This is a genomic window from Sphingomonas caseinilytica (assembly GCF_023516455.1).
Lineage (GTDB): Bacteria > Pseudomonadota > Alphaproteobacteria > Sphingomonadales > Sphingomonadaceae > Sphingomicrobium > Sphingomicrobium caseinilyticum.
Map to the genome: position 1 here is coordinate 463,402 of NZ_JAMGBA010000001.1, position 26,144 is coordinate 489,545.

At 61.5% G+C, this 26,144-nt stretch carries 23 protein-coding genes and 1 pseudogene; 12 read left to right on the plus strand and 12 right to left on the minus strand.

Annotated features, from left to right (window positions below):
* The first annotated feature begins 215 nt into the window (after nt 1-215).
* The 3 genes from LZ496_RS02315 to LZ496_RS02325 all read left to right on the plus strand — a co-directional run bounded on the left by LZ496_RS02315 (nt 216) and on the right by LZ496_RS02325 (nt 6,008).
* Nucleotides 216-3,533, plus strand: coding sequence for a TonB-dependent receptor domain-containing protein (locus LZ496_RS02315; protein ID WP_249902981.1), 3,318 nt, complete (start codon nt 216-218; stop codon nt 3,531-3,533).
* A gap of 126 nt (nt 3,534-3,659) precedes the next feature.
* On the plus strand, nt 3,660-5,045 hold the full coding sequence (locus tag LZ496_RS02320) for a 2OG-Fe(II) oxygenase family protein (RefSeq protein WP_249902982.1): 1,386 nt from the start codon (nt 3,660-3,662) through the stop codon (nt 5,043-5,045).
* A 6-nt stretch (nt 5,046-5,051) separates the two neighbouring features.
* Nucleotides 5,052-6,008, plus strand: a complete 957-nt coding sequence (locus LZ496_RS02325; RefSeq protein WP_249902983.1) for a 2OG-Fe(II) oxygenase — start codon at nt 5,052-5,054, stop codon at nt 6,006-6,008.
* Here LZ496_RS02325 and ahcY read toward each other — a convergent pair.
* Nucleotides 6,005-7,414, minus strand: coding sequence for an adenosylhomocysteinase (ahcY, locus tag LZ496_RS02330; RefSeq protein ID WP_249902984.1), 1,410 nt, complete (start codon nt 7,412-7,414; stop codon nt 6,005-6,007). The two genes, LZ496_RS02325 and ahcY, sit on opposite strands and share 4 nt — an antisense overlap.
* A gap of 170 nt (nt 7,415-7,584) precedes the next feature.
* On the opposite strand from ahcY, the gene LZ496_RS02335 reads away from it, so the two are divergent.
* Complete coding sequence (locus LZ496_RS02335; protein ID WP_249902985.1) at nt 7,585-8,379, plus strand: hypothetical protein; 795 nt, start codon at nt 7,585-7,587, stop codon at nt 8,377-8,379.
* A 6-nt stretch (nt 8,380-8,385) separates the two neighbouring features.
* Here LZ496_RS02335 and LZ496_RS02340 read toward each other — a convergent pair whose 3' ends face one another.
* Nucleotides 8,386-8,946, minus strand: coding sequence for a YqgE/AlgH family protein (locus tag LZ496_RS02340; protein ID WP_249902986.1), 561 nt, complete (start codon nt 8,944-8,946; stop codon nt 8,386-8,388).
* Nucleotides 8,947-9,078: 132 nt separating this feature from the next.
* Here LZ496_RS02340 and LZ496_RS02345 point away from each other — a divergent pair, with 132 nt between their 5' ends.
* Nucleotides 9,079-9,558 carry a peroxiredoxin gene (locus tag LZ496_RS02345; protein ID WP_249902987.1) on the plus strand — a complete coding sequence of 160 codons (480 nt, stop codon included), beginning with the start codon at nt 9,079-9,081 and terminating at the stop codon, nt 9,556-9,558.
* Nucleotides 9,559-9,639: 81 nt separating this feature from the next.
* Nucleotides 9,640-9,981, plus strand: coding sequence for a hypothetical protein (locus LZ496_RS02350; protein WP_249902988.1), 342 nt, complete (start codon nt 9,640-9,642; stop codon nt 9,979-9,981).
* A 41-nt stretch (nt 9,982-10,022) separates the two neighbouring features.
* Here the strand turns inward: LZ496_RS02350 and LZ496_RS02355 are convergent, their stop codons facing one another.
* Together LZ496_RS02355 and LZ496_RS02360 are read right to left on the minus strand one after the other, a co-directional pair.
* Nucleotides 10,023-11,894: a M2 family metallopeptidase gene (locus tag LZ496_RS02355; RefSeq protein ID WP_249903842.1), complete on the minus strand. Its 1,872-nt coding sequence runs from the start codon at nt 11,892-11,894 to the stop codon at nt 10,023-10,025.
* Between the two features lie 99 nt (nt 11,895-11,993).
* Nucleotides 11,994-12,758, minus strand: a complete 765-nt coding sequence (locus LZ496_RS02360; RefSeq protein ID WP_249902989.1) for an alpha/beta fold hydrolase — start codon at nt 12,756-12,758, stop codon at nt 11,994-11,996.
* A 208-nt stretch (nt 12,759-12,966) separates the two neighbouring features.
* On the opposite strand from LZ496_RS02360, the gene LZ496_RS02365 reads away from it, so the two are divergent.
* Together LZ496_RS02365 and LZ496_RS02370 are read left to right on the plus strand one after the other, a co-directional pair.
* The gene (locus LZ496_RS02365) at nt 12,967-13,146 is read left to right on the plus strand and encodes a TIR domain-containing protein (protein WP_249902990.1); all 180 of its coding nucleotides are present in this window, start codon (nt 12,967-12,969) and stop codon (nt 13,144-13,146) included.
* 234 nt (nt 13,147-13,380) lie between these two features.
* Entirely contained in the window at nt 13,381-14,889 is a 1,509-nt protein-coding gene (locus LZ496_RS02370; RefSeq protein WP_249902991.1) for a hypothetical protein, read from the plus strand.
* A 16-nt stretch (nt 14,890-14,905) separates the two neighbouring features.
* Here LZ496_RS02370 and LZ496_RS02375 read toward each other — a convergent pair whose 3' ends face one another.
* On the minus strand, nt 14,906-15,358 hold the full coding sequence (locus LZ496_RS02375; protein WP_249902992.1) for a GFA family protein: 453 nt from the start codon (nt 15,356-15,358) through the stop codon (nt 14,906-14,908).
* An 81-nt stretch (nt 15,359-15,439) separates the two neighbouring features.
* Between LZ496_RS02375 and LZ496_RS02380 the strand changes: the two genes are divergently transcribed.
* Complete coding sequence (locus LZ496_RS02380) at nt 15,440-16,456, plus strand: hypothetical protein (protein WP_249902993.1); 1,017 nt, start codon at nt 15,440-15,442, stop codon at nt 16,454-16,456.
* Nucleotides 16,457-17,113, plus strand: a complete 657-nt coding sequence (locus LZ496_RS02385) for a Fe2+-dependent dioxygenase (protein ID WP_249902994.1) — start codon at nt 16,457-16,459, stop codon at nt 17,111-17,113.
* Here LZ496_RS02385 and LZ496_RS02390 read toward each other — a convergent pair.
* The 3 genes from LZ496_RS02390 to trmD all read right to left on the minus strand — a co-directional run bounded on the left by LZ496_RS02390 (nt 17,110) and on the right by trmD (nt 19,368).
* Entirely contained in the window at nt 17,110-18,141 is a 1,032-nt protein-coding gene (locus tag LZ496_RS02390) for an aspartate-semialdehyde dehydrogenase (RefSeq protein WP_249902995.1), read from the minus strand. The two genes, LZ496_RS02385 and LZ496_RS02390, sit on opposite strands and share 4 nt — an antisense overlap.
* A gap of 93 nt (nt 18,142-18,234) precedes the next feature.
* Entirely contained in the window at nt 18,235-18,630 is a 396-nt protein-coding gene (rplS, locus tag LZ496_RS02395) for a 50S ribosomal protein L19 (protein ID WP_249902996.1), read from the minus strand.
* A 15-nt stretch (nt 18,631-18,645) separates the two neighbouring features.
* Complete coding sequence (gene trmD, locus LZ496_RS02400) at nt 18,646-19,368, minus strand: tRNA (guanosine(37)-N1)-methyltransferase TrmD (protein WP_249902997.1); 723 nt, start codon at nt 19,366-19,368, stop codon at nt 18,646-18,648.
* A 59-nt stretch (nt 19,369-19,427) separates the two neighbouring features.
* Between trmD and LZ496_RS02405 the strand changes: the two genes are divergently transcribed.
* On the plus strand, nt 19,428-20,351 hold the full coding sequence (locus LZ496_RS02405; protein WP_249902998.1) for an NAD(P)/FAD-dependent oxidoreductase: 924 nt from the start codon (nt 19,428-19,430) through the stop codon (nt 20,349-20,351).
* A 77-nt stretch (nt 20,352-20,428) separates the two neighbouring features.
* Here the strand turns inward: LZ496_RS02405 and rimM are convergent, their stop codons facing one another.
* The 3 genes and pseudogenes from rimM to ffh form a co-directional block, all read right to left on the minus strand.
* Nucleotides 20,429-20,926, minus strand: coding sequence for a ribosome maturation factor RimM (rimM, locus tag LZ496_RS02410; RefSeq protein ID WP_249902999.1), 498 nt, complete (start codon nt 20,924-20,926; stop codon nt 20,429-20,431).
* A gap of 162 nt (nt 20,927-21,088) precedes the next feature.
* Nucleotides 21,089-21,571, minus strand: a pseudogene (gene rpsP / locus LZ496_RS02415) (30S ribosomal protein S16); the annotation flags it as partial.
* A gap of 83 nt (nt 21,572-21,654) precedes the next feature.
* Nucleotides 21,655-23,115, minus strand: a complete 1,461-nt coding sequence (gene ffh, locus LZ496_RS02420; protein ID WP_249903000.1) for a signal recognition particle protein — start codon at nt 23,113-23,115, stop codon at nt 21,655-21,657.
* A 643-nt stretch (nt 23,116-23,758) separates the two neighbouring features.
* Here ffh and LZ496_RS02425 point away from each other — a divergent pair.
* Nucleotides 23,759-25,585, plus strand: coding sequence for a winged helix-turn-helix domain-containing protein (locus LZ496_RS02425; RefSeq protein WP_249903001.1), 1,827 nt, complete (start codon nt 23,759-23,761; stop codon nt 25,583-25,585).
* Here LZ496_RS02425 and LZ496_RS02430 read toward each other — a convergent pair.
* On the minus strand, nt 25,582-26,133 hold the full coding sequence (locus LZ496_RS02430) for a DUF924 family protein (protein ID WP_249903002.1): 552 nt from the start codon (nt 26,131-26,133) through the stop codon (nt 25,582-25,584). The genes LZ496_RS02425 and LZ496_RS02430 overlap by 4 nt on opposite strands.
* Between the last annotated feature and the right edge of the window lie 11 nt (nt 26,134-26,144).

The following is a 26,144-nucleotide window of genomic DNA, read 5'->3' on the forward strand; positions in this document are numbered from 1 at the left end:
ATTTACCGCGGACCCCATAGGACGCTTCATAGAAAACCCATTGAAGCAGGCAAGCGACAGCCGCGACGGCTGTCGCACAAATGCAACACAAAAAAAGAACCGTTCGCAGTTAACCACCGCGCCGTTGAACTTCGCTCAGGTGAATGGGTACGGGAGCTATCGGGATATTTAATGTCTGCCAGTTTTTTTACGCGGACGCGTCAAAGGGGAAAAAAATGCGATTTAGCGATAACGCCAAGGCCGGGCGTTCCGGTCTGCTGCTGAGTGCGTCCATGGCCGCTCTCGTCATGGGGAGCCCAGCGTTCGCTCAAGAGGTTCAGAGCAACCAGGACGATCCTTCGACGCTCCAGAGCGAGGTCGAAGCCGAGTCAGGCGAAGACGCCCAGGGCCCGGATTGCGTCGCCAACCCCAACGCAGCGGGATGCCAGACGATCGTCGTCACCGGTTCGCGTATCGCTCGTCCGAACCTGGAATCGCCGGTTCCCGTCACCGCCATCAGCGGCGACGAGTTCTTCGAAACCGGCCAGGTTTCTGTCGGTGACGTGCTGAACGAACTGCCCTCGCTGCGTTCGACCTTCAGCCAAGCCAACTCCACCCGCTTCCTCGGAACCGCGGGCCTCAACCTGCTCGACCTTCGCGGCCTCGGCACCGTCCGCACCCTGGTGCTGCAGAACGGCCGCCGTCACGTCGGCGGCGACGTGCTGTCGAGCGGCGTCACTCCGGACGTCAACACCATTCCGACCGATCTCATCGAGCGCGTCGACATCGTCACCGGCGGTAACTCGGCCGTGTACGGTTCGGACGCCATCGCCGGCGTCGTCAACTTCATCCTGAAGGACGACTATGAAGGCATTCAGCTGCGCGCCCAGGGCGGCGTCAGCAAGTATGGCGATGCCGGCTCCTACTTCATCAGCGGCCTGTGGGGCACCAACTTCGCCGATGACCGCGGCAACGTCGCGATCAACGCCGAATATGCTCGCCAGCAGGAATATTTCGGAGCGGGACGTCCGTACATCGCCAGCCAGGACGCCTTCCTGGTCGTCGACTCCGATCCCGCCGGCGCCCCGAACGGTTCGGACGGCGTTCCCGACCGCCTGTTCTTCCGCGACATTCACTCGGGCAGCCTGACCAACCAGGGCGCTATGCGCTTTGGTGGCACTACGGCGGGCAATAGCTGCGGCGTCGACCCGCTTGGATCGTTCTATCCCTGCTTCTTCGTCTTCAATCCGGATGGAACGCTCGTACCTGCGACCGGCGAGCGTGCCGGCGTGACGACCGGCAGCTTCCTGGGCGGCAACAGCGAAAACTTCCGCGGCGGCAAGCAGATCCAGCTGTCTCCGCAGCTCGATCGCTACAACATCAACCTGATATCGCATTTCGAGATCACGCCGGCCTTCGTGCCGTTCGTCGAAGCGAAATATTCGCGTACCGACACCAAGGGCACCGGTGGATCGGGTCCGGCCTTCTCGCAGGGTGCGACCATGACCGATCCGCTGCAGTTCTTCGGCGGCCCGAACCGTGAACAGGTCCGATTGGACAATCCGTTCCTGACTCCCCAGGCTCGCACTGTCATCTGCGCGCAGCGTGCGCTCAGCGGACAGGGCTGCTTGGACGGCAGCCGCGTTACGATCCGTGAGAATCTTCTCGGCCTCGGCGCCCGTACCGAAGAAGCCAAGCGCGAAACCTACCGCATTGTCGGCGGCGTCCGCGGCGACTTCAACGACGACTGGAACTACGAAGTTGCGGTCAACTACGGTCAGCTGAAGGAAAAGACCAAGATTCTCGGCAACCTCGACATCCAGCGCTTCCTGCTAGCCATGGATGCGGTTGACCAAGGCAAGTATAACGGCGGACTCAACAACGGCGTGCCAAACGGTAACATCGTCTGCGCCTCGCAGATCGATCAGAACCGTGCGTTCGGCTACTGGCCGTGGGTATACGGCACGGACCCGAACGCCGATGCCCGGCTGGCGGCAGACGTCGCGGCTTGTACTCCGATCAATCTTGCCGGTGGTCAATTCACGCAGGAGCAGCGGGACTATCTCCTGCTCGATTCAGTCGCCAAGGGTAAGACCAAGCAGTTCAACGCTGTCGGCTTTATCGCTGGCGACACGAGCGGCTTCTTCAACATGTGGGGCGGCCCGATCAGCTTCGTGCTCGGTGCTGAATACCGTTCGGATGACCTTTTCTACCATCAGGACGATCAGGTCTCGCTGGGTTACACCTTCTACAACGCGATCCCGACGTTCGAGGCGGAGAAGAGCAAGGTTAAGGAAGCCTTCGGCGAAATTCGCATTCCGATCGTCAACGACAAGCCGTTCCTGGAAGAGCTGGAAATCAGCGGCGCTGCGCGCGTCTCCGATTACAGCATCGGCAACACCGGCACCGTCTGGGCCTACAACGCCAGCGGCGTCTGGTCCCCGGTCAAGGGTCTGCGCTTCCGCGGCAACTACGGCCGTTCGGTTCGCGCGCCGAACCAGGTCGAACTGTTCTCGCCGTTCGGCCAGAACTTCGCCCCTGGCTTTGGTGACCCCTGCTCGTCGATCAACATCGGTTCCGGTTCGGAAAACCGTGCAGCAAACTGCGCGTCAGCAGGTCGTCCCGGCGGCACCGATGCAACGATCAACCCGAGCAACGACACCACCCCGGCGCCGAACCCGGCGGGCCCGTACGACTTCCGGTACAGCTCCTCGCTGGAAATCCGGAGCGGCGGCAACCCGAACCTGGAAGCCGAAAAGTCGGATAGCTGGACGCTTGGCTTCGTAGCCCAGCCGACCTTCCTGCCGGGCTTCTCGGCATCCGTCGACTACTACAACATCAAGGTGAAGGACGTGATCACGGGCGTTACTGCCCAGACCATCGTCAATCAGTGCTACGACCTTGCTCCGGGTAACCCGTTCTGCGACCTCTTCGAGCGTGCACCAGCCGGTGGCGCAAACTCAGGTGAGCAGGAATTCCGGATCCTCGAAGGCAGCCTGATCCAGGGCCCGGTCAACTTCGCAAAGCTGCGCGCGGAAGGTATCGACGTCGAAGTCGCCTATCGCGGTCAGCTGTTCGATATCGGCCGGCTCGAAACGCGGTTCACCTACACCCACGTGCTCGATCTGTCCCAGTATCTGGATCCGACCGATCCGGACCGGAAGGACGTGATCGTCGGCAAGAAGGGCGGCGAACTGGGCGATCCAGAGGACGCGTTCAACTGGAACACCTCGCTTCAGCGTGGTCCGATGACCTTCGGTTATCAGATGCGCTACCTGGCGCCGATGTACCTCAACACCTATGAGGACTTTAACAGCGTCCAGGGCCGTGATCCGCAGAACGCAGACTATGCGGACCAGAAGAAGTACCCGTCGGTGTTCTACCATGACGTCCGCTTCGCCATCGATGCGACGAAGGACTTCAATTTCTACATGGGCATCGACAACCTGACCAATAAGGAACCGCCGCTCGGCGCGACCGGTATCGGCGGGTTCAGCTCGGTCTATGACAACCGTGGCCGCTTCTTCTACGCGGGTGCGATTGCCAAGTTCTAAGCTTCAATTCCAAATCAAACTTGAGGGGTCGGGTAATTCCGGCCCCTCTCTTTTTGCCCACGCCAGCTCCCGCGCGCGGTGGACAGCGCTTGCGCTGAGTTCCATTCATCACGCATGTCAGTGATCATGAGCGAACGTCTGGAGGCAGCGGAATGGGAGCGCAGGGCACTCGCCTTTGAAGCCGAACAACGGCTCGACGAGGCGCGCGAGGCGTTCGAAACCGCGCTTCGGCTGGACCCTTCCTCAAAATCCCTGGCAGAAGGCCGTGCCCGCATCGCCATCCGATTGGATGAAGACGGTGCGGCAGAGCATTGCGCCCGCGCCCTAGCGTTCCATCTTTCCGATCCCGATCTCCAAATCCAGATGATCGCGACGGCCACCGCATCATTGGGAGGCGCTGCGAGGCCCCTTCTCGAATCATTTCTCGATCGTCAGCCCGACAACGTCACCGCGCACGAATTGCTTGCGTCCTTGAGATTCCAGGCTGGTGAAGGCGATCGGTCGGTCGACCGATACGTCAGCGCGCTGACATCCACTCCGGACAACAAACGCCTGTACCTGTCTTACTTGGACACATTGACCCGTGCCCAGCGACTTACCGAAGCGCTGTACTTGATGGATCAGCAGCGGGACCTTTTCCGCGGTCACAGGGAATTCGACCTGGTCGAGGCCAATACAGCCAATCACGCCGGCCTTACCGACCGTGCCGAAAAGGCCCTGGATCGGCTTGATAACCAGCCCGACGCGCAGATGGCGCGCGGACAGCATCGGCTTCAAACCAACCGGCCAGACGAAGCATCGGCATTGCTGGAAGAAGTTGTCCGGATCGAACCCGACAACCTATCCGCTTGGGCTTTGCTGGAGGTGGCGTGGCGCCTGACCGAGGACAGCCGCCACGAATGGCTTGCTGGCCAGCCGGGGCTTTTCGGGAGTGTTGATTTGGAACTCGGCGGTGTCGAGCTTGATGCTATTGCGGGCATGCTCCGGACTGTCCATCGCTCACGAGCACAGCCAATCGGGCAATCAGTTCGGGGCGGCACTCAGACTCCCGGACAGTTGTTCGTCCGAAACGAGCCGGAAATCGGATTGCTGACAAATGCATTGGCAGAAGGCATCCGCCAATTCCACGGCAAGCTTCCGCCATACGATCCCAATCACCCCCTGCTGAAATACCGTAACGAAGGTCTCGCCTTCGGTCCCAGCTGGTCGGTGCGACTTACCGGAGGCGGGTTCCACGCGGCCCATTTTCACCCTGGCGGCGTCTTGAGTTCCGCCTGCTACATCAGCCTACCGGAGAGCGTAGCCGGCAGCGCCGACAGGGAGGGGTGGCTGGAGATCGGTCGTCCTCCGGCGGAAATGGGCCTAGATCTGCCGCCATTGTCCACCTTTGAACCCAAGCCGGGGCGACTGGTGCTCTTTCCAAGTTACCTCTTCCACGGCACTCGCCCATTTTCCAACGGCGAACGCCTGACAGTGGCGTTTGACCTCGTCCCGGTCCCGCTGAACGGTTGATCCCCAATGAACCGCATCGAACAAGCCTATGAACTCGTCCAGCGCGGACAAGCTGAAGCCGCGGCTGGATTGCTGGAAGAAGGCGGACGGACCGGCAACGGAGACTGCTGGGTCGAATTGGCCACATGGTATCTTGGCGGACAAATTATCCCCCGCGAACTGGCGAAATCGCGCGAATGCTTCCGCCTCGCTGGTATGGCGGGCCACAATCGTGCCCAATCCATCTACATCGCACTTCTTGCCAATGGGACTGGCGGACCGCCCGATTGGCGGAGAGCGCGCTCCCTGCTGGCTGACCTGGCAGAGACGAATGAGGATGCGGCCAAGCAACTGGCTCTACTCGCTAGGATGGAAATCGACGACGCCGGAAATCCGAGCGCCCTTCGCGCCCCCGAACTGCTTAGCGATGCTCCGGAAGTCAGCCTGTTTCCCCAGTTGCTCACGAGCGAGGAATGTCGGCACCTGGTCGACGAGGCAGAACCCCGTTTCCAGCCATCGGTCATCGTGGATCCTGCCAGCGGGCAGTTGCGCCCGCACCCGGTGCGAACGTCGGACAATGCCTTCTTTCCCTGGATCGACGAAACGCCGACTATTCACGCCATCAACAGGCGGATCGCCGCAGCAAGCCGGACCGAGGTCCATTCCGGAGAACCGCTACAAGTTCTGCGATATCGGCCGGGCCAGGAATATCGTCCGCACCACGATGCCCTGCCCCACACCGACAATCAGCGCATTCTCACCATGCTCGTCTATCTCAACGACGGGTATGAGGGCGGCGAGACTTTATTCCTCAGCACCGGGCTGAAAGTGAAAGGACAGATCGGCGACGCGCTTCTGTTCCGCAATGCGGACGCACAAGGACGGCCCGACCCGATGGCTCAGCACGCCGGACTTCCAGTCACGGCCGGCGAGAAACTACTCGCCAGCCGCTGGATTCACGAAAAGCGCTTCGGACCGCTTTAGTAGCGGTAGTGGTCCGGCTTGAACGGACCCTTGGCCTCGACGCCGATGTAGGCAGCCTGCTTGTCCGTGAGCTTGGTGAGCTTCACGCCCAGCTTGTCGAGATGCAGCGCCGCGACCTTCTCGTCGAGGTGCTTGGGCAGGACGTAGACGTCGTTCTGATACTGGTCCGACTTCGCCCACAATTCGATCTGGGCGAGCACCTGGTTGGTGAAGCTCGACGACATGACGAAGCTCGGGTGGCCAGTGGCGTTGCCGAGGTTCACGAGGCGGCCCTTGGAGAGCACGATGATGCGCTTGCCATCAGGGAAGGTAACTTCGTCGACCTGCGGCTTGATCTCGGTCCACTTCATATTGGCCAGCGAACCAATCTGGATCTCGCTGTCGAAGTGGCCGATGTTCGAAACGATCGCCATATCCTTCATGTCACGCATGTGGTCGAGCGTGATGACGTCCATGTTGCCGGTCGCGGTGACGAAGATGTCGGCGCGCTTCGCGGCCTCTTCCATCGTCACGACCTCATAGCCTTCCATCGCCGCCTGCAGCGCGCAGATCGGGTCGATCTCGGTCACGAGGACGCGTGCGCCGCCGTTGCGGAGCGATGCGGCCGAACCCTTGCCGACGTCGCCGAAGCCGGCGACGCAAGCGACCTTGCCGGCCAGCATCACGTCGGTGGCGCGGCGGATCGCATCGACCAGGCTTTCCTTGCAGCCATAGAGATTGTCGAACTTCGACTTGGTGACGCTATCGTTGACGTTGATCGCCGGGAACGGAAGCTTGCCCTGCTTGGCAAGGTCGTAGAGGCGGTGGACACCGGTGGTCGTTTCTTCAGAAACGCCCTTGATCGTCTCGACCGTCTTGGTGAGGTAGCCCGGACGCTCGGCAAGGAAGCGCTTCAGCGTCGCGACGAAGATTTCTTCTTCCTCATTCTGCGGCGTGAACAGGCTTTCCCCGGCCTCAACGCGCGCTCCCCAAAGCGCGAACATGGTTGCGTCTCCGCCGTCATCGAGGATCATGTTGCAGGTCTGGTCTTCGCCCCATTCGAAAATGCGTGCGGCATAGTCCCAATATTCCTCAAGCGTTTCGCCCTTCACGGCGAAAACCGGAACGCCAGAGGCGGCAATTGCCGCGGCAGCATGGTCTTGGGTCGAGAAAATGTTGCACGAGGCCCAGCGCACGTCGGCGCCGAGCGCGGTCAGCGTTTCGATCAGCACGGCGGTCTGGATCGTCATGTGCAGCGATCCGGTGATGCGCGCACCCTTTAGCGGCTTCGACGCGCCATATTCGTGCCGGAGGGCCATCAGGCCGGGCATTTCGGTTTCCGCGATCTCGATTTCCTTGCGGCCGAAATCGGCAAGCGAAATGTCCTTAACGATGTAATCGCGGGTCAGGGTTTCGACGGCAGCCACGCTTGGGTCTCCAGAAATTTGAGAATGGGGTGATCCGCGCTGCCCCTAGCCGCCACCAGCCCACATGGCAATTGTCCTGCTTCAAGCTGCTGGGACTATTCCTTGAGAGCCGTCGCTGGCGCCCCTATGACGCTTGGGCGCGTTGCGCTTACGTCCAGGAGCTCCCGGGAATGTCCTTCGTAAAGATCAATGTGAAACCGGACACTCTCGACGACGAGAACCGCGGGTTTGCGCAGCGGCCGCTGGAACAGCCGCTATTCCTCAACAGCGTTCCGAAAAGCGGAAGTCACCTGTTGCGCAACATCGTCCGGATGTTCGTGCCGGTCGAGGACCAGTATCAGGCAGAATTCATCCAGCACCACTTTCTGCAGCGCCACATCGCTGCGTTCGAGCCTTCCCGAAACCGCCTCAGTTGGGGTCATCTCTTTTTCATGGAGCCCTCTCGAGCGGCGCTGGCTGGAGTGCGTCACATCCTTCTCGTTCGGGACCCATATGATTGGGTTCTCGCACGGGCCCGTTTCGTCCTTAGCAACGAATTCAACGCTCCAGGGCTGGAGCATCTGAAAGAGCCGGGCGCTTCTGTTGAAGCCATCCTCAATCTGATGATTGAGGGAACCCGCCCAATGTTGGCGCCGCTCGACATCACCTATCACTTCAATGCGATTGCCTGGCTCGGCAATGGGGCCCATCTAATGCGGTACGAAGAGCTGATCGGGGCGCTTCGAGATCTCCAAGGCGAAAGGGCCGATGCCTATTTCGGGGCGCTGTTCCAGGCCTGCGGAATCGTACGTCCCGATGACTGGCTGGACCGCGTGCGCATCGGCTCCGACCCCAGGCAAAGCGGTACGGCGCGAGAAAATCTCACCGGGGTTGCCGCCAAAATTCCATCGGAGCTTCCCGAAAGGCAGAAACGGATGGTCGACAGCGCTGCGCCGGGACTGCGCTCCGCGCTTGGATACGCCTGAGCGCCGTCAGGCGGCGCCAGCCCCGCTGTCGAGCAGCCGCGGATCGATCCCTTCGGCCTTGAACGTCGCTTCCCAGCGCTCGGCAGTAGGGGTCTCGAACAAGATTTCCTGCCGGCCATCGGCCGCGAACCAGCCCGGCCTGGTCATTTCCTCGTCGAGTTGCCCTTCGCCCCATCCGGCATAGCCCAGCGCGATCAGGTAGCGGCTCGGCCCTGTTCCTTCCGCGATCGCCTTCAGTACATCGATCGTTCCCGTCAGCGCTCCGAGCCCGACGACCTGGATCGTGTCCTGCCCACCCCAGTCATCGCTATGGAGGACGAACCCCCTGCCCGGCTCTACCGGTCCGCCATGCAGCACCGGTCCGTCAGGCGCCTGGCCCGGGTCCAGCCCCAGCTGTTCGAGCAAGCCGCGCACACCGATCCCGGCACGCTGATGGCCGATGCCGATGCCGACAGCGCCATTTTCATCGTGCACGCACATCACGATGACGGCGTGTTCGAAGCGCGGGTCACCGATGCCGGGCATTGCCAGCAGTAACTTTCCGGAAAGGAAGCGCGGGCTTTCCATGGCTGCAACAATGCGCCTCGGCCCAAATGGCTGCAAGTTAGATGCAGCCCCTTCGATATACTCAGGACAGCCTTGTGGCTGTCATTTCCACTGCCTATCTCGACGGTCGACCATTTCCACAGGAGACAATTCATGGCCATTCAAATCGGCGATCGACTTCCAGACGTTTCCCTCACGCTCGCGACGCCGGAAGGGCCGATCCCGGTCAAGAGCGGCGATTATTTCTCGGGCAAGCGCGTGGCGCTTTTCGCAGTACCGGGCGCCTACACACCGACCTGCTCAGCACGGCACCTGCCGTCCTATGTCGAAAAGGCTTCCGACCTGAAGGGCAAGGGCATCGACGAGATTGTCGCTACCAGCGTCAACGATGCCTTCGTCCTCGGCGCCTGGAACCGCGACCAGGGATCTTCGGACATCACCATGCTGGCCGACGGCAACGGCGAATTCGCCGAGGCACTTGGCCTGACGATGGACGCGTCGAAATTCGGGATGGGCAAGCGCAGCCAACGCTACTCGATGATCGTCAACGACGGCGTCGTCGAGCAGGTCAATGTCGAAGCGCCGGGAGAATATTCTGCTTCCAGCGCCGAGACGATGCTCGGCCAACTTTAAATTCTCTCCATTCGCCTTTCAGTAGAAACGCCGGCTGCCTCCGCGCGTTGTCTGCCGGGAGGCGAGTAAAGGAGAGCAGTTATGCCCAATCAGAAGAGAGATTCACGCGGCCGCTTTGACAGCAGCTATTGGACCAGCGCCCGGGATAATCCCGGTACCACAGCTGCAGTCGCGGCCGGTGTCGCCGGAGTAGCCGCCGCTGGAGCCTTCTTGTGGACCCGCCGGGCCCAGATCGGCGAAGCGCTGAAAAGCGGAATGGACCAGCTGAGCGAGATGAAGGCCCAGCGGATGGCTTCGTCCCGAACGCAGGAAGAGATTGCCGAAGAGGCCCTGACCCTCAAGGAAACCGGCAAGAAGTCCCGGGGACCGCGAGGCCCGATCGCCCAGCAAGATATCAAGGCTGGGATGGCAACGGCCGAATAAGAAAAAAGGGGAGCGGCGAACCCGCTCCCCTTTTCATTAGATCACCAGCCGCACTGCTTCCCAGCGTTTTGCTGTTCCAGCCAGCGCTGCAGCGGCGCGAAATACTCCAGCATCGGCTTGGCCGACATTTCACGGCTGCCCGTAAAGGCCTGGAGCGCTTCCGGCCAAGGCTTTGACGCACCCATCGCGAGCATCGCGTTCAGGCGCTGTCCAACTTCCTTGTTGCCGTAGAAGCTGCAGCGGTGAAGCGGCCCCTTCCAGCCCGACATGTCGCAGGCTGCCTTGTAGAACTGGAACTGCAGGATGCGCGCAATGAAATAGCGCTCATAGCTGGTGTTGCCAGGAATATGGAATTTGGCGCCCGGGTCAAAGTCCGTTTCGCTACGCGCCACCGGCGGCGTGATGCCCTGATACTGCTGCTTCAGGTCGACCCAAGCCTTGTTGTAATTGGCCGGCGTGATCGAACCGTCGAACACGCCCCAGCGCCATTTGTCGACCAGCAAGCCGAACGGAAGAAAGGCGACCTTGTCCATTGCCTGGCGGAGCAGGAGGCCGGTGTCCTTGTCCGCCGCGGGCACCTTGGAACGGTCGAGCAGGCCAATCTGCACCAGATATTCCGGCGTGATCGACAGGGCAATGAAATCGCCGATTGCTTCATGGAAGCCGCCATTCGCGCCGTTCAAATAAAGGTAGGGCTGCTGGTTATAGGCACGCTGATAATAGTTGTGGCCAAGCTCGTGGTGGATGGTGACGAAGTCGTCGCCGTTGACCTTGGTGCACATCTTGATCCGCAAATCATCCTTGTTGTCGAGATCCCAGGCCGAGGCATGGCAGACGACTTCGCGATCGCGCGGACGAGTGATCTGGCTGCGCTGCCAGAAGGTTTCCGGCAAGGGCGCGAAGCCGAGCGAGGAATAGAAGCCCTCACCGATCTTCACCATCGCGACCGGATCTTTCTTCTTGGCCTCGAGCAGTTCGCCAACGTCATACCCGATATCGCCCGAGCCCTTCGGCGCTACGACGTCGTAGATATTGCCCCATTCCTGGGCCCACATATTGCCGAGCAGGTCGGCGCGGATCGGGCCGCTGGCCGGCTGAATTGCGTTGCCATATTTCTGGTTGAGCTTGGTGCGGGTGTAGCAATGGAGCTGGTCGTAAAGCGGCTTCGTTTCCGCCCACAGACGATCCGCCATTGCCACAAATTCTTCCGGCGTCATGTCATATTGCGAGCGCCACATGGCGCCCGTGTCGGCATAGCCGAGTTCCTTGGCGCCGGCGTTGGCGATTTCCACCAGCCGCTGATAATCCTGGCGCATCGGGCGCCCTGTCGTCTCATGCCAGCTTTGCCAGATTTCTGCCGTCTGCTTCGGATCGCGCAGCGTACCCATGAGCGCTTCGGCGTCGTCGCCGGTAATTACCTTGCCGTTGTGCGTTGCGCGACCCTTTGCGTAAGCCGACTGAAGGCGCGTCGCGAGTTCGTTGAGCTGGGCCGCCGCTCCCGGCGTCTGCGGCGCCGCCAGGACCAGCGCGCCGCGCAATGTATTGAGCTTGCGCGCCGTATCGAAATCGAGGCCCGGCACCTGCGCGAATTTGGCCGCTTCGGTGGCGTATTTGACGCCCTTTTCGGTGCCGATCGTCCCGAAGTAAGCGGCAAGCGCGTCCGTATCGTCGTTGATGTAGGTCGCATTGACCCAACCGGCGCGGCTACCGATCACGCTGAGGTCGAAGAGATCCTTTTCGACCGCGGCAATGAACGCGCGGGCGCCCTCTGCAGTCATCGGATATTCGCCGGCCGCAGTGGCAGCGGCGGGAGGAGCTTCGGTGGGAGCCGTCGCAGCCATCTGGGCCAGCGGAGTGGATGCGCAGCCTGCAAGAGCAAGCGCGGTAAGCGATACGGAAGCGGCAAATTTCATCATCAGGCGTCCTCGTCCCAAGGCGTTGTCATTATGTTGTCGCGTGGCGTTAGGACTGGAACCTGCCAGCCCCTTTCGTCAAGCGCGCATTAGGGTTCGTCAGGCGGCAACCAGAAAGCTGGCGATCGCTTCGCCGAATTCGGGCTTGGTCACCGAACTCATGTGCGTGCCCGGAACCTCCACATATTCGGCGTCGGAAAGGATCGATGCCAATTCCGGCGCGGACCCATTGTCCTGATCCTCGCTGCCGCACAGCACCAGCGTTCGCATGCTGAAGGCGTCGATCAGTCCATGCTTGTCTTCGCGATCGCGCATGGTGCCCAGAAGGAGGCGCGCCGCGTCGCGATCGACCTTCATGGTCTTCATGAACTGGACGGCGAACCAGTGCGGATCGCCCCGGACGGCGGTTTCGAAGCGGTCGATTGCTTCGACGTAGAAATTGCTGCGGCGATCCCAGTTTGTGAGGACGTCGAGCCCAGTGCCAGAAAGAATGGCGCGGCGAGGCCGCACACCGCCGATCACCGCTTCGATGACGGTCCGGGCCCCGAGCGAAAATCCGCCCAGGTCGAACTCGGCCAAATCCAGATGCTCGATCAGCTCGACCAGATCGCGCACCAGCACCAGTTGGGGATAGTGAACATGCTCATGAGGCTTGCCGCTGAGGCCATGGGCGCGGTGATCGGGCATGATCACTCGAAACCCTTCCGCTGCGATCCGCTCCGCATGCCCGAACTTGATCCAGTTCATCTGCGCATCGGAGAACAGACCATGCAGCAAGATTACTGGCCGCCCCTCACCTACCTCCCGCCAGGCGAGCTGGATGCCGTCGGAAGTCGTCCAATAATGGGTGCTGACGTCAGTCATTGCGGCGAATGTTCACCAATGTTCGCACTCGTGCGCATCAAAAGAAGTGCACACTTGGATGCAGACAGGTTTGGTGGGCATTGCAGGTTCATATCGCGTGCCGGTTCCATTAGCGCGCCGATGGCAAAGCAGTTCCTACTCCGCAAGCCCCGTCTTGCGAATGTGAAGGTTTCGGCGCAAATCCCCGGCGAACAGGGGGCGGCGGCCGATGGCGACCGTGTTCTTGAGCTACGACCATGACGACGTCGAACGGGCGGCGCCCATTGCGTCTGCGCTCGAAAAGGGCGGCCATTCCGTATGGTGGGACCGTCACATCCACGGCGGCGCAGCATTTAATGACGAGATCGAAGCGGCGGTCGAGGCCGCCAATGCCGTCGTTGTGCTCTGATCGGAGCGGTCGATCCGCTCCACATGGGTTCGAGACGAGGCTGCGGAAGGGCGGGATCAGAACAAGCTGGTCCCAGTGTTGCTCGATGCCGTGAAGCCGCCAATGGGTTTTCGCCAGTTCCAGACAATCGACCTGTCGCGGTCCGGGCGAATACCAAGCGCAAGCTCGTTTCAGCAAATATTGGACTCGATCAACAAGGTCGGGGGCACTTCCCAAACTCGCGCGCCGGCACCGATGCCAGCAGCCAAAGCCAAGTCATCGACCCCCTTCCCTGGCAGGATCAGCCGCCGAGCTGGCATTGCGATTGCCGCACTTCTGATCGCTGCTGTCGTCGCCGTGGTCGCGTGGAACGGGCGCTGGCAGCAGACGCTTCCGGTGGTCGCCGTCGCCGCATCAGACGCCACACCGCGTTCCGAAGCGCTTGCTCGCGACCTGTTTGTAAAGCTCGGAACGCTTGAGCATGTCGGTGCGGGCAAATGGGTGCTCGCCGATCCCCAATCTACGAAATCTTCTCCGGACCTGGTCTTCAAAGTGGCCCAAACCGGTTCTGCCGCGCAGTTGCAAGCCGGCCTGACGCTGGTCGATGGCGAAGGGAACAGCCTCCTCTGGTCACGTGAGTTTGCTCAATCGGACGGGTCCGAAGCGGATGTACGGCAGCAGGTGGCCCTGGCTGCCGGTCTCGCACTTCTCTGCTCGCTGGAGGCAAGGGAAGATCATGGCCTGCCTCCTGAACTGTTCAAGCGGTACATCGGAAGCTGTGCGGAAGCGGCCTTGGGCAGCGAAATGGATTCCGACAAGGCCGTCACAGCCCTGCGATCGATCATCGCCGAGCGACCGCGCTTCAAGGCGGCCTGGGCGTTACTATTATCGGCGCAAGCCAGCGTGGCCGCCATTGCCGAACTTGGAAGCCCAAGCGAAGCTGCCAGCCATCGCCGAACGCTGCTGCAGGACCTTGAGAAGGCACGCAAAATTGCACCCAACCTGCCGGAAATTGAAATGGCGGAAATCCAATTGCTGTCGCCGATGGACTTTGCCGGAAGGCTGGAGCGGATCGGCCGGGCCAAGGCGGAGGCACCCGAAAAGTCCGTCATCTGGGGTTACGAATGTACAACCTTGAAAAGCGTGGGCCGTGTGATCGAAGCAATTGCGGCGGCGCGGCGTGCAGCAGAACTTGAGCCCTTATCTCCGGCGGCAGCGAACGAAGTCATTATGACGCTGGCATATGCAGGAGAGTTTGAGGCGGCGAGAAAAGAGCTTGCCCGTGCTGAGCGAAATTGGGCCGGGACCAAGGCACTTCGCGATGGGCAATGGGCCTTTCACCTGCGCTTTGGCGACCCGAAGTTCGCAATGGCCCTGGCGGAGCAATCCACCAACCTTTACCTTCAGGCGCGACTTGCGCCGACGCCTGAAAAGGTCAACGCAATGATGGCCGAACTAGAGCTCGCATCGCCATCGGTCGACGCCGAGTTCGGTTATGCGATACAAGCGCTCGCGGAATTTGATAGAACCGACGATGTGTATCGCTGGTTTGACCGCGCCCCGGTTTCGACCCTGGCAAGGCAGTCCTATCTCTTCTTCCGCCCGGCGTTTGCCGACGTATGGCGCGATCCCCGGTTCATGAGCGTGGCCAAGCGAAACGGCTTGCTCAACTATTGGCAGAAGAGCGGCAAATGGCCGGACTTCTGCTACGATCCGAAGCTTCCCTACGACTGCAGGAAAGAGGCAGCAAAACTAGGCGCCTGAATAGCTCGCGCTCCGCCTAGTCAGGCAGTTTCCCGGTCGTTGCGACCCATTTGTCGACGAGTTTTTGATATTGGTCTGTCCGATATTCGGGCAGGCCTTCGGTGTTCAGCCAGGCGCGGTGCAAGCTCTCGACCCCGAAATGATGCTTCGGTTTGAACGGGGACGGGTCGTCGAACGCGGCGACGGTCAAATCCATCTTGTCGGCGTCGTCCTTGAACATGAAGCCGAGCGACGTTCCGCAACGTTTGCAGAATGGCCGCCTCGCGATCGGAGAGCTGTCGTACCAGTCCGGCTCCCCGTCCCAGCTCACTTCGTCGATCATCGCGTTGATCATGGCGATGGAAACCGAGCCCGTAGCCTTCTGGCACATACGGCAGTGGCACAGATAGGCGTCGTCCGGCTCGACAGCTGCCTCGAACCTGACCTTCCCGCAGGCGCAGCCGCCGCTCATCCTTACTTTGGCTGTCATTTCCCTTCCTTGCCTCCGCACGACTGTTTTCGCAACGCAGGACGGTTGCAGCGCCTGAGTAGCCGCCGCTATGCCCAGCCAATGGCCGAGCCGCTCGATCCTGCTGAAATCTTTGCCGATGCGCACTGGCTGGCCCAGGCATATGACCCAGCGTCCGACATGGTCCGCTTCGTGGCAATGGAACCGTCGGATTATCGGGAGGCTTCGTTCCTCGACGATCGAATGTTCGACCGGTGGCGAGATGTGCGCGTCATGCCACTGCCCGAGGTTCGGGATGCCGCCGCCTCAATTACACGGCAGGACGCCAGCTGGATCTTCCACATCGGCCATGTGGGCTCGACACTGCTCGCACGGATGCTTGGGGAGGTGGAGAGCGCCCTATCGATCCGTGAACCCCGCATCTTGCGAGACCTTGCATTCCTCGAACCGGACCGCCGCGATGCCATGGTCCCGGTCGTCCGCAAGCTATGCTCGCGTTCATTTGCCGACAGCCAGCAAATCCTGGTGAAGGCAACGAGCTTCGTCAGCGAAATCGCACCACTGCTCATTGCTTCGGAAGGCCGCGCGCTGTTCATGTCTGCTGGCGCGCGTTCTTACATCGAGACCATCCTGGCCGGCGAGAATTCGGTGCGGGAACTTCATGCCCTTCACGAGTATCGGTCGCGCCGAATGGAGGGGCGGCTGGAATCGCTGGAAGGTGCGACTTCGAGCGACGCCCACCGCGCGGCAATGGCCTGGGCTTGCGAGATGACGGCGTTGGAGGCGGCAGTGGACGCCATGCCCGATCGTACGGTCCTTTGGCTCGATTTCGACCGGTTCCTGGCGGCCCCGGTCGAGGGTCTGACGAAAGCAACTGCTCATCTTGGAATTTCGCTTTCGGCCGATGAAGCCGGTCGCATTGTAGAAGGGCCGCTCATGCGCCGATATTCCAAGGGGTTGGAACATGACTACAGCCCGGAGTTGAGACTGGAATTGCAGATCGAAGCGCGGCAAAGACATGGCGCGGCGATCGAAGCCGCATTGCGCATGTTGAACGAGGCAAGCAGTACGGCACCATTGCTTGCTCGTGCGCTTGGACGGGACGCCGGGAGGCATTGAATGTATCGGGTATTGCCGCTTCTGACGGATCAGGAAATCGAGGAATGCCGGCGGATCGCCGCATCGGCACCGTTCGCCGAAGGACGGCTCACCAACCCGCACAATCTGGCGAAGCAGAACGAGCAGCTGCATGACACGGACGCCTATAACCGCAGCTCGCAAATCCTACTCCAGGCCTTTGCCCGGAGCGAGGAATTCCGGGAATTCGCATTTCCCGAGATGATCGCGCCGCCGATGATCACCCGCTATCGCCCGGGAATGAAATATGGGGCGCACGCCGACGCCGCTTACATCCAGATGCCGGGAGGCTCGCTTCGCAGCGACCTAAGTTGCACCGTCTTCCTCAATGACCCCGAAAGTTATGAAGGAGGCGCCCTTAATGTCCGCTTGGGCGACAGTAACCTCACCTTCAAGCTGAAGGCGGGCGAAGCGATCATCTATTCATCGGACTCGCTGCACCAGGTCGAGCCTGTGACGAAGGGCGAACGGCTGGTTGCGATCACGTTCATCCAGAGCCGGGTTCCCGACCCCTTCAAGCGCTACATGCTGTTCGAGCTCAATGAGATCGCCGCCCTTGAAGGCCGGCAGATGGATAATGAGAATTTCCAGCGACTGCAGCTGGTTCAGCAGAACCTGCTCAGGATGTGGAGCAGTTAGGCCGCCTTCTGCAGGTGACGGCGGCCGAGCAACTCGGCGATCTGCACCGCATTCAGCGCCGCGCCCTTGCGCAGATTGTCGCTGACGACCCAGATGCTGAGGCCATTGTCGACCGTTGAGTCCTCGCGGATGCGGCTGACGTAAGTCGCATATTCGCCGACGCATTCGACCGGCGTCACGTAACCACCGTCCTCGCGCTTATCGACCAGCATGATGCCCGGCGCTTCGCGGAGGATCTCTCGAGCCTCGTCAGCCGAAATCTCATTCTCGAACTCGATGTTCACGGCTTCGGAGTGGCCTACGAAGACGGGGACGCGGACGCAGGTCGCGGTGACCTTTATCGACGGATCGAGGATCTTCTTGGTTTCCACCACCATCTTCCATTCTTCCTTGGTCGAGCCGTCGTCGAGGAAGCTGTCGATGTGCGGGATGACGTTGAAGGCAATCTGCTTGGTGAACTTCACCGGCTCGTTGGCGTCGCCGACGAAGATGTTGCGGCTCTGTTCGAATAGCTCGTCCATGCCGGCCTTTCCGGCGCCGGAAACCGACTGGTAGGTGGCGACCACCACCCGCTTGATCTTCGCCGCGTCGTGAAGCGGCTTCAGCGCGACAACCATCTGCGCGGTCGAGCAGTTGGGGTTGGCGATGATGTTCTTGGCGCGATAACCATCGATCGCCTCCGCATTCACTTCCGGCACGATCAGCGGAACGTCCGGGTCCATGCGATAGAGCGAGCTGTTGTCGATGACGGTGCAGCCGGCGGCCGCGGCCTTCGGAACATAGATCTTCGACACCTCGGAACCCGCCGCGAACAAGGCGATGTCCCAGCCCTCGAAGTCGAAATGCTCCAGGTTCTTGACCTTGAGTTCCTGCCCGCTGTCGCCGAAATCGATGATATCGCCGGTCGAGCGCGGGCTGGCCACAGCGGCCACTTCCGCCAGCGGGAATTGGCGCTCCGCCAGGATGTTGAGGATTTCGCGTCCAACATTGCCGGTCGCACCGACGACGGCGACCCGATAGCCTGACATCAAACCAATTCCTTATATTTCAAAAAGCGACGGCCGGACCCTCCATGTCGGAAGGCCCGGCCGCGATTCAAGCGAAGAAGAGCTTGAAGGCGCTTAGCCCTCGCTGCTCTCCGTGCCCTTGGCCGGCCGGGTATCGCGGCGCTCGGCGATACGAGCCGATTTGCCGCGGCGGCCGCGGAGGTAATAGAGCTTCGCGCGGCGGACTGCACCGCGGCGCACGACCTCGATCGAATCGACGATCGGCGAATAGAGCGGGAAGACTCGCTCGACGCCCTCACCGAACGAAATCTTGCGGACCGTGAAGTTTGAGTTCACGCCCTTGTTCGAGCGAGCAATGCAGACGCCCTCGTACATCTGTACGCGGCTGCGCTCGCCCTCGACGACCTTCACGCCGACGCGGAGCGTGTCGCCCGGACGGAATTCAGGGATCTTCTTGCCTTCGCTGAGCGCGGCAACGGTTTCCGCCTCAAGCATCTGGATCAGGTTCATTTTTCTTCTCGTATCCTAATCTTTTCGCCGCGCGCCAGAGGGCGGTGCCTGCGAAGCGCCCCCATGGCGCTCGATCAGGTCCGGCCGCCTTAGCCGTGTGTCGTTGACCGCCTGTGCATGTCGCCATGCAGCGATCTTCGCATGATCCCCCGACCGCAGCACTTCAGGGATCGTGCGCCCTTCCCATTCGACAGGTCGGGTATAGTGCGGATATTCGAGAAGCCCCGTTTCGAAGCTCTCCTCCTCACCGCTGGAAGCCGCGCCCATTATCCCGGGAAGCAGGCGAACGCAAGCGTCTAGAAGGACCATCGCGCCTAGCTCGCCGCCCGACAAGACATAATCGCCGATCGAGATGGGTTCGACAGGGCGAGCTTCGAAGATCCGTTCGTCAAATCCCTCGAACCGGCCGCAGAGGATGATCGCGCCTTCGCCTGCCGCCAATTCGCGAACGCGAACCTGGGTAAGCGGCGCGCCGCGTGGCGTCATCGCCAACATTGGGCGGCCGTCGGCGACAGCGTCGAGTGCAGCGGCCAGCACATCGCAGCGAAGCACCATCCCGGCGCCGCCGCCAGCCGGCGTGTCGTCGACCGTGCGATGCTTGTCGATCGCATGATCGCGGATGTTGCACGCGTCCAGGCTCCAGATGCCGTCGGAAAGGCCCCGACCGGCAAGGCTTGTACCTAGCGGGCCCGGGAACATCTCCGGGTAAAGAGTGAGGATGGTTGCGCGGAAGGTCATTGGCCGCGCGTCCTAGCCTAGCGGGAACTCATTCGGAAGGCTCCGCATTGGGCCTTACCATGGACGACAAGCCACTCGACTGCCTGGTGATCGGTGCCGGCCCCGCTGGCCTCACCGCTGCCATCTATCTCGCCCGCTTCCATCTCGACATTTTGGTGGTGGACAGCGGCAAGGGCCGCGCCGCGATGATCCCGTGTACCCACAATCATGCTGGATATCCCGATGGCATCTCGGGAAAGGAATTGATCGGCCTGATGAGGGAGCAGGCCCAACGCCATGGGGCGAAGATCGTCGATGGCTGCGTTAGCCGACTTCATCGCGACGAGCAGAGCGGCCTGTTCGAAGCCGAGTGGGGATCCGGGCCAATGCGCGCGCGCTCCGTCCTCCTTGCGACCGGGGTCACCAACCGCCGCCCGCCAATGGATGAGGCTCTGCATGACGATGCCTTGGCACGCGGCCTGATCCGCTATTGCCCGATCTGCGACGGATATGAGGTTACGGACAAGAAAGTCGGAGTTCTCGGCAGCGGAAGGAACGGCGTGGCCGAAGCGGTGTTCCTGCGCGGATATACCGCCGACGTCACGCTGATTGCCCCGGACAAGGCCTTGAACGTTTCCAGCGTCGACCGGCTGGCGCTGGACGGTGCCGGCATCGAAACCGTCGACGGCCCCGCCGAAGCGGTAGCGATCGCAGAGGACAGCATCACCGTGGATACAGCCGAGGGACATTTCACCTTCGACACCGTCTATCCGGCGCTGGGATCGGACGTTCACGCTCAACTGGCCGAGATGGTCGGCGCGCGATTGGGCGATGACGGCTGCGTCGGGGTCGATGCGCATATGCGGACCAGCGTCGACGGTGTCTATGCCGCTGGGGACCTGGTCATTGGCCTCGACCAGATCAGCAACGCAATGGGACAAGGCGGGGTCGCTGCGACGACGATCCGCAATGATCTGGCGAAGGAAAGGCCGCTGCTGCGTTAGTCGTCATTGCGAGGAGCCGAAGGCGACGCGGCAATCCACTCTGGATTGCTTCGCTGCGCTCGCAACGACGGAATAACTTAAGCCAGAAATTCAGGGTCGAGGATGACCCGATCACCCACCAGCCGCGCAATGGGTTCGCGAAATGGGATCAGCGAGCGCTTGCCGTTCGGCCGCTCGACATCGAGCAGGTCTCCGGCACCGAAATTCTCGACGGAGACTACCGTGCCATGCGCCTGGCCCGCCTCATCAACGCAAGACAGGCCCACTAGGTCTGCATGGTAATATTCGCCCTCTTCCAGCGGAGGCAGGGCGTCGCGATCGATTTCGATCAGCTGACCGCGCAGCGCCTCGGCAGCGGTTCGGTCGGAAATGCCCTCGAAACGGGCAATGGCGGTCTTGCCGCCGTCCTTGATGTCCTTAAGCGCAAGTTCGCGCCCGCCGACATGGAGGCACGAATGGCGAGCCAGGCTCTCGACGCTGTCCGTGAACAGCTTGAGCCTTAGCTCGCCCTTCACCCCATGAGCCCCGGCGACCGCGGCGAGCGCCACGCGCTTCCCGGTCGCCGGTGAACTCATGAGTTACTCAGCCTTCGCTTCAGCGTCGCCCTCGGCTGCCGGAGCTTCCTCAGCGGCAGCTTCTTCAGCAGCCGGAGCTTCTTCAGCAGCAGCTTCCTCAGCCGGGGCCTCTTCAGCAACCGGAGCTTCATCAGCGGCAGCCTCTTCAGCCGGGGCTTCTTCAGCAACCGGAGCTTCCTCGGCGGCGGCTTCTTCAGCCGGAGCCTCTTCAGCGACGGCTTCGGCCGGTGCTTCCTCAGCCGGAGCTTCCTCGGTCACGGCTTCTTCCGCTGGAGCGGCAGCGGCAGCGGCGGCAGCCTCTTCAGCCTCGGCCAGCTTCGCAGCGCGCTCTTCGAGACGCTCCTTGGCCTTTTCGCCCGGCTCGCCCTTCTTCGGGTTGTTGCGGGCTGCGCGCTCCTTGATGCCGGCGGCATCGAGGAAGCGGGCAACGCGGTCCGACGGCTGGGCGCCGACCGACAGCCAGTGCGAAACGCGCTCGGCGTCGATCTTCACGCGCTCCGGCGAATCCTTCGCCAGCAGCGGGTTGTAGGTGCCGATCTTCTCGATGAAGCGGCCGTCACGCGAATTGCGGCTGTCGGCCACGACGATGCGGTAATAGGGCCGCTTCTTGGAGCCACCACGGGCCAGACGGATTGCAACTGCCATTTCTTAAGTCCTTCTTCTAAAATACTATAATTTAATCAAAACTGGATCCCAGCCCTCGCTGGGATGACGATCTGTCGGGATCGTCATTTCTTACCAAATTTATCGAAACCGGGAGGCAGGTTGAACGGCGAGGAACCGCCAAGACCGGGAAGGCCCGGCATTCCGCCCGGAAGCTGGCCGCCGGGAGCAAGACCCCCCAACGCCTCTTCCATTCCACCCTTGTTGAACATGGACGCGAGCTTGCCGAAGCCGCCGAGCTTCTTCAGCCGCTTCATCGCGTTGGACATTTCCAAATGCATCTTCAGCAGCTTGTTGACCTCCTGGACGGTGGTCCCGCTGCCCTTGGCGATGCGGATCTTGCGCTTGGCATTGATGATGTCGGGCCGCTGCCGCTCCTTGGCGGTCATGGAGCTCATCATCGCTTCCAATCGGGTCAATGCCTTCTCGTCGACATTGGCCGCGCCCTTCATCCCCTTCATGCCCGGAAGCATGTTGGCGAGCGCTCCGAGGCCGCCCATGCGCTGCATCTGGCTGATCTGGAGGCGCAAGTCATCGAGGTCGAACTTGCCCTTCTCCATCTTCCTGGCGAGCTTTTCGGCGTCCTCGATCTTGACCGTTTCCGCGGCCCGCTCGACGAGGCTGACAACGTCGCCCATGCCGAGGATGCGGCCGGCAACACGGCTCGGATGGAAAGCCTCGAGCGCGTCAATCGCTTCGCCCGTACCGGCGAACTTGATCGGCTTGCCGGTGACCGCGCGCATGGAGAGCGCCGCACCGCCGCGCGCATCGCCGTCCATGCGGGTCAGGATGACGCCGCTGAGATCGACTTCGCCGGCAAAGCCCTTGGCGACGTTGACGGCGTCCTGGCCGGTCAGGCTGTCGACCACCAGCAGGGTCTCGACCGGGTTCGACGCGGCTGCGACCGCCTTCATCTCGGCCATCAACTGGTCGTCGACGTGGAGGCGGCCGGCGGTGTCGAGCAGGAGGATGTCGTAAGCCTGCAGCTTTGCCGACTGCAGCGCGCGCTGGGCGATCTGGACCGGCGTCTGGCCAGGAACAATCGGTAACGTGTCGACATTGGTCTGGCGGCCGAGCACTGCAAGCTGCTCTTGCGCCGCCGGGCGGGCGACGTCGAGCGAGGCCATCAAGACCTTCTTGCGCTCGCGCTCCGACAGCCGCTTGGCGAGCTTGGCCGTGGTGGTGGTCTTACCGGAGCCCTGAAGACCAACCATCATGATGACCGCCGGCGGATTGACGTCGAGGTGAAGTTCGGCCGTTTCCGCACCGAGCATCTCGACCAGCGCGTCGTTGACGATCTTCACGACCATCTGGCCCGGCGTGACCGAACGGATCACCTCGGCACCGACCGCGCGTTCCGTCACCTGGTCGACGAAATCACGGGCCACCGGAAGTGCGACGTCGGCCTCGAGCAGCGCAACGCGAACCTCGCGCATCGCCCCACGTACGTCGTCCTCCGACAGCGCACCGCGACCGCGGAGCTTGTCGAAGACGCCGGACAGGCGATCGCTCAGTGACTCGAACATCCAAAACTCCTCAAACGGCAGCGCGAAATGCACAAAACGCCGGCGGGCGAAACCTCGCCGGCCAGCGTGCACCCTTGGGCGCTGCCATCAATGTATGTCCGTTAAGACGGGGCGGCCCCTACGGTAGAGGGGCGCAAAGGTCAAGTTTCACAAGGCTCGAAACGTTGCTCGACCCGATCCCAAAATAGAGAGGCGGAAGAAAAGCGCCCCCGCGCCCTCCTCCCGCCTCTTGGGAAGAAGCGGAAGGGCAGCATGCTCTCTGCCCTTTCCGCCTCTGGGGAGATCAATCAAATGCCGCCGTCCCTGCTCGGGTTGAGGGACGGCGGCAACGCGGTACTGGCGGTGAAGCATCGACCGCGAAAAGAAACTGCTGCGGGTGGCTCGGGAGAGCGATGGCCTGGTCCGACAAGGGTGTGGCTGAATTCCCCCGACATTCACCAAGCTGAACAGCATCCATGGGGATGCTGCCCATGAGTGAGCCAAATGGCAGAACCAACCTGGCTGAAGACGATGAATGCGGCATTGCGAACCCCCCGAGCAATTCCTCTCCATCGGCATCACTCCAGCGGGCTTCCGGAGCCATGGAGAAAAGATGATTTTTTTCTGATTTCTCTCTGCTAAGGCTCGTTTCAGGGGGGAATAGATGGCGATTGATCTGGGGAAGGAGCCACCGCTCCACGTTGGCGGTGCATCCATCGACCCCGTATCCCGCGAAGCAAAATATGCTGGCGGCCTGGAAAGGCTTCAGCCGCAGACCCTCAAGGTATTGATCGCGTTGACCCGGCGTCGGAACGAGGTCGTGACCCGGACGGAGCTTGTCGAGTCCTGCTGGGATGCCAAATTCGTTGGCGACGACGTCATCAACCGGTCCATCCTGATGCTTCGCCAGTTCGCCGAGCGCGCTGGCGGTTTCACCATCGAGACGGTGCCCAAGACAGGCTACCGGCTGGTCGAGGACGAGGTAGGTCACGGACCCATCTCACGCCGATGGGTCGCCGCCGCTGTCGCGATACTGCTGCTGGCCGCCGCTGCTATCGCGATTTGGCGGCCATGGGCCGGCACGGATGTCACAACAGTAGCAGTGACTGCGGCGGACGGGTCAAAGCTATCTACCGAGCTATCGCAAAGCCTGCTCACCAGGCTTGGCAGCCTTCAGGCGGCGAAGACCAACCGGATGAGGCTATTCGAACTGGACCGGCAATCGGGCGGCAAGGCGGACCTGATCTTCGAGGTAGGCGGCACCACAAACGAGCATGTGACCGAAGCCAATATCGTCCTGCTTTCCGGCAAGGATCGATCGGTGCTGTGGTCGAAGGATTTCAATCAGCCGCCGGCCAAGCTAGCTGACCTGGAACAGACCGTTGCGTTTACGACCGGACGGGTCCTTGATTGCGCGCTGGAAGGACGCTCGGCCGAAGGCAGGCAGTTGCCGGGGGACAGCTTCAAACTCTACCTGAATGGCTGCGCGATCCTGGCCGATGCCTACCGCGTCGATCCCAAGCGGGTCATCCCGATCTTCACGCAGGTCGTCCAGCAGGCGCCGAAATTTGCCAGCGGATGGGGCAAGCTGGTCCTTGCCGAAGCCCAGTTCGTGAATGTCGAGATCATCTTCTTCGACCGCAGGCCGGCAATCCCGGTCGAGCAGCACATCGCCCAGGCGCGCAAGCTCGATCCCCACATTCCGGAGGCCTATGTCGCCGAATTCCTGATGCTGCCGATCAGTTCATTCGATGAGCGGCTCAAGCTCATCGATAAGGCTTCGGGCGTTCATCCCAATAATCCGGATCTTCTCACGATCCGTTCCGAATTCTTCCTGACGGTCGGGCGATTGAACGAAGCCGTAGAGGCTGCCCGCCGGGCGTTCGAGTATGACCCGCTGACACCTGGGCTCGGCAACAACCTAATCCAGACGCTTGCCTACTCCGGGCAGACCGAGGTTGCCGCCGGGGAACTGAAACGTGCCGAGCAACGGTGGCCGGGAACACTGACCTTGCGCGATGCGCGCTTCCGCTTTCACCTTCGCTACGGCGATCCGCGCATTGCACTTCAGATCGTGCGGTCGGAGGGCATTAGCCAGGAATTTGAAGAATTCCTCGTCGCGCGGATCGACCCGACGCCGCAAAACATTGAGAACGCTGTCAACGCCGTTCGGCAACGGGGAACGACCACCGCCAAATCCATCAACGACCTCACGCAGCTGCTTGCCCAGTTCGGCCGAGAGGATGAGGCCTATGACCTCATCATGGGATGGAAGCGCACGGACCAGGCGGGCGCAATGAGCGGCATGCTGTTCCGGCCCACCACCAAGAAATTCAGGAGCAATCCTCGCTTCATGCGGGTTGCCCAGCATCTTGGTTTGCTGGCGCATTGGCAGAAGAGTGGGAAATGGCCCGATTTCTGCGCCGACCCCGACCTTCCTTATGACTGCAAGGCCGAGGCGGCAAAGCTCGCCAAGGAACGAACCAGCTAGAAGGTTTCGCCGCGCTCGATCACTTCCCGCTCTTCGGGCGTGCTGACCCGTCCCAGGGCCTGGTTGCGCCCAGGAAAGCGGCCGAAGCGCCTGATCTGCTCGTGGTGAAGGATAGCGAATTTGTAGTTGAACGGATCGCGCTTCCGGAATTCGGCCAGCGACCGCTCCTGATCCTCTTCCTTCTCGCTGTGCATCAAGGGCATCAATATGAAGCTGGGAAGCGGCTGCTGAACCTTGTCGACCCAGTCCCTATCCAACGCTTCCCTGCATAGCTCCAGCGCGAGTCCGTCCGCCTCGAACGCCCTGGCCGAACCGCGATATATGTTCCGGCTGAACTGGTCGGTGAGGATGATCGCCGCAGCCAACGTCTCCGGCCTGTCGCGCCAGCCCGCTGCCTTCGTGGCCAGCACCTGCTCCCGCACCTTGCCGAACCGTTCGGCGATGTGTCGGTCGATCGACGTATCTTTTTTCCAATGCTGTTCGGACGAGAGCTCCTCGCACCAGAATTGCAGAACGGCGCGCGCGAGATCAGCAGGAGAGCCGGTCATAGAACTTACTC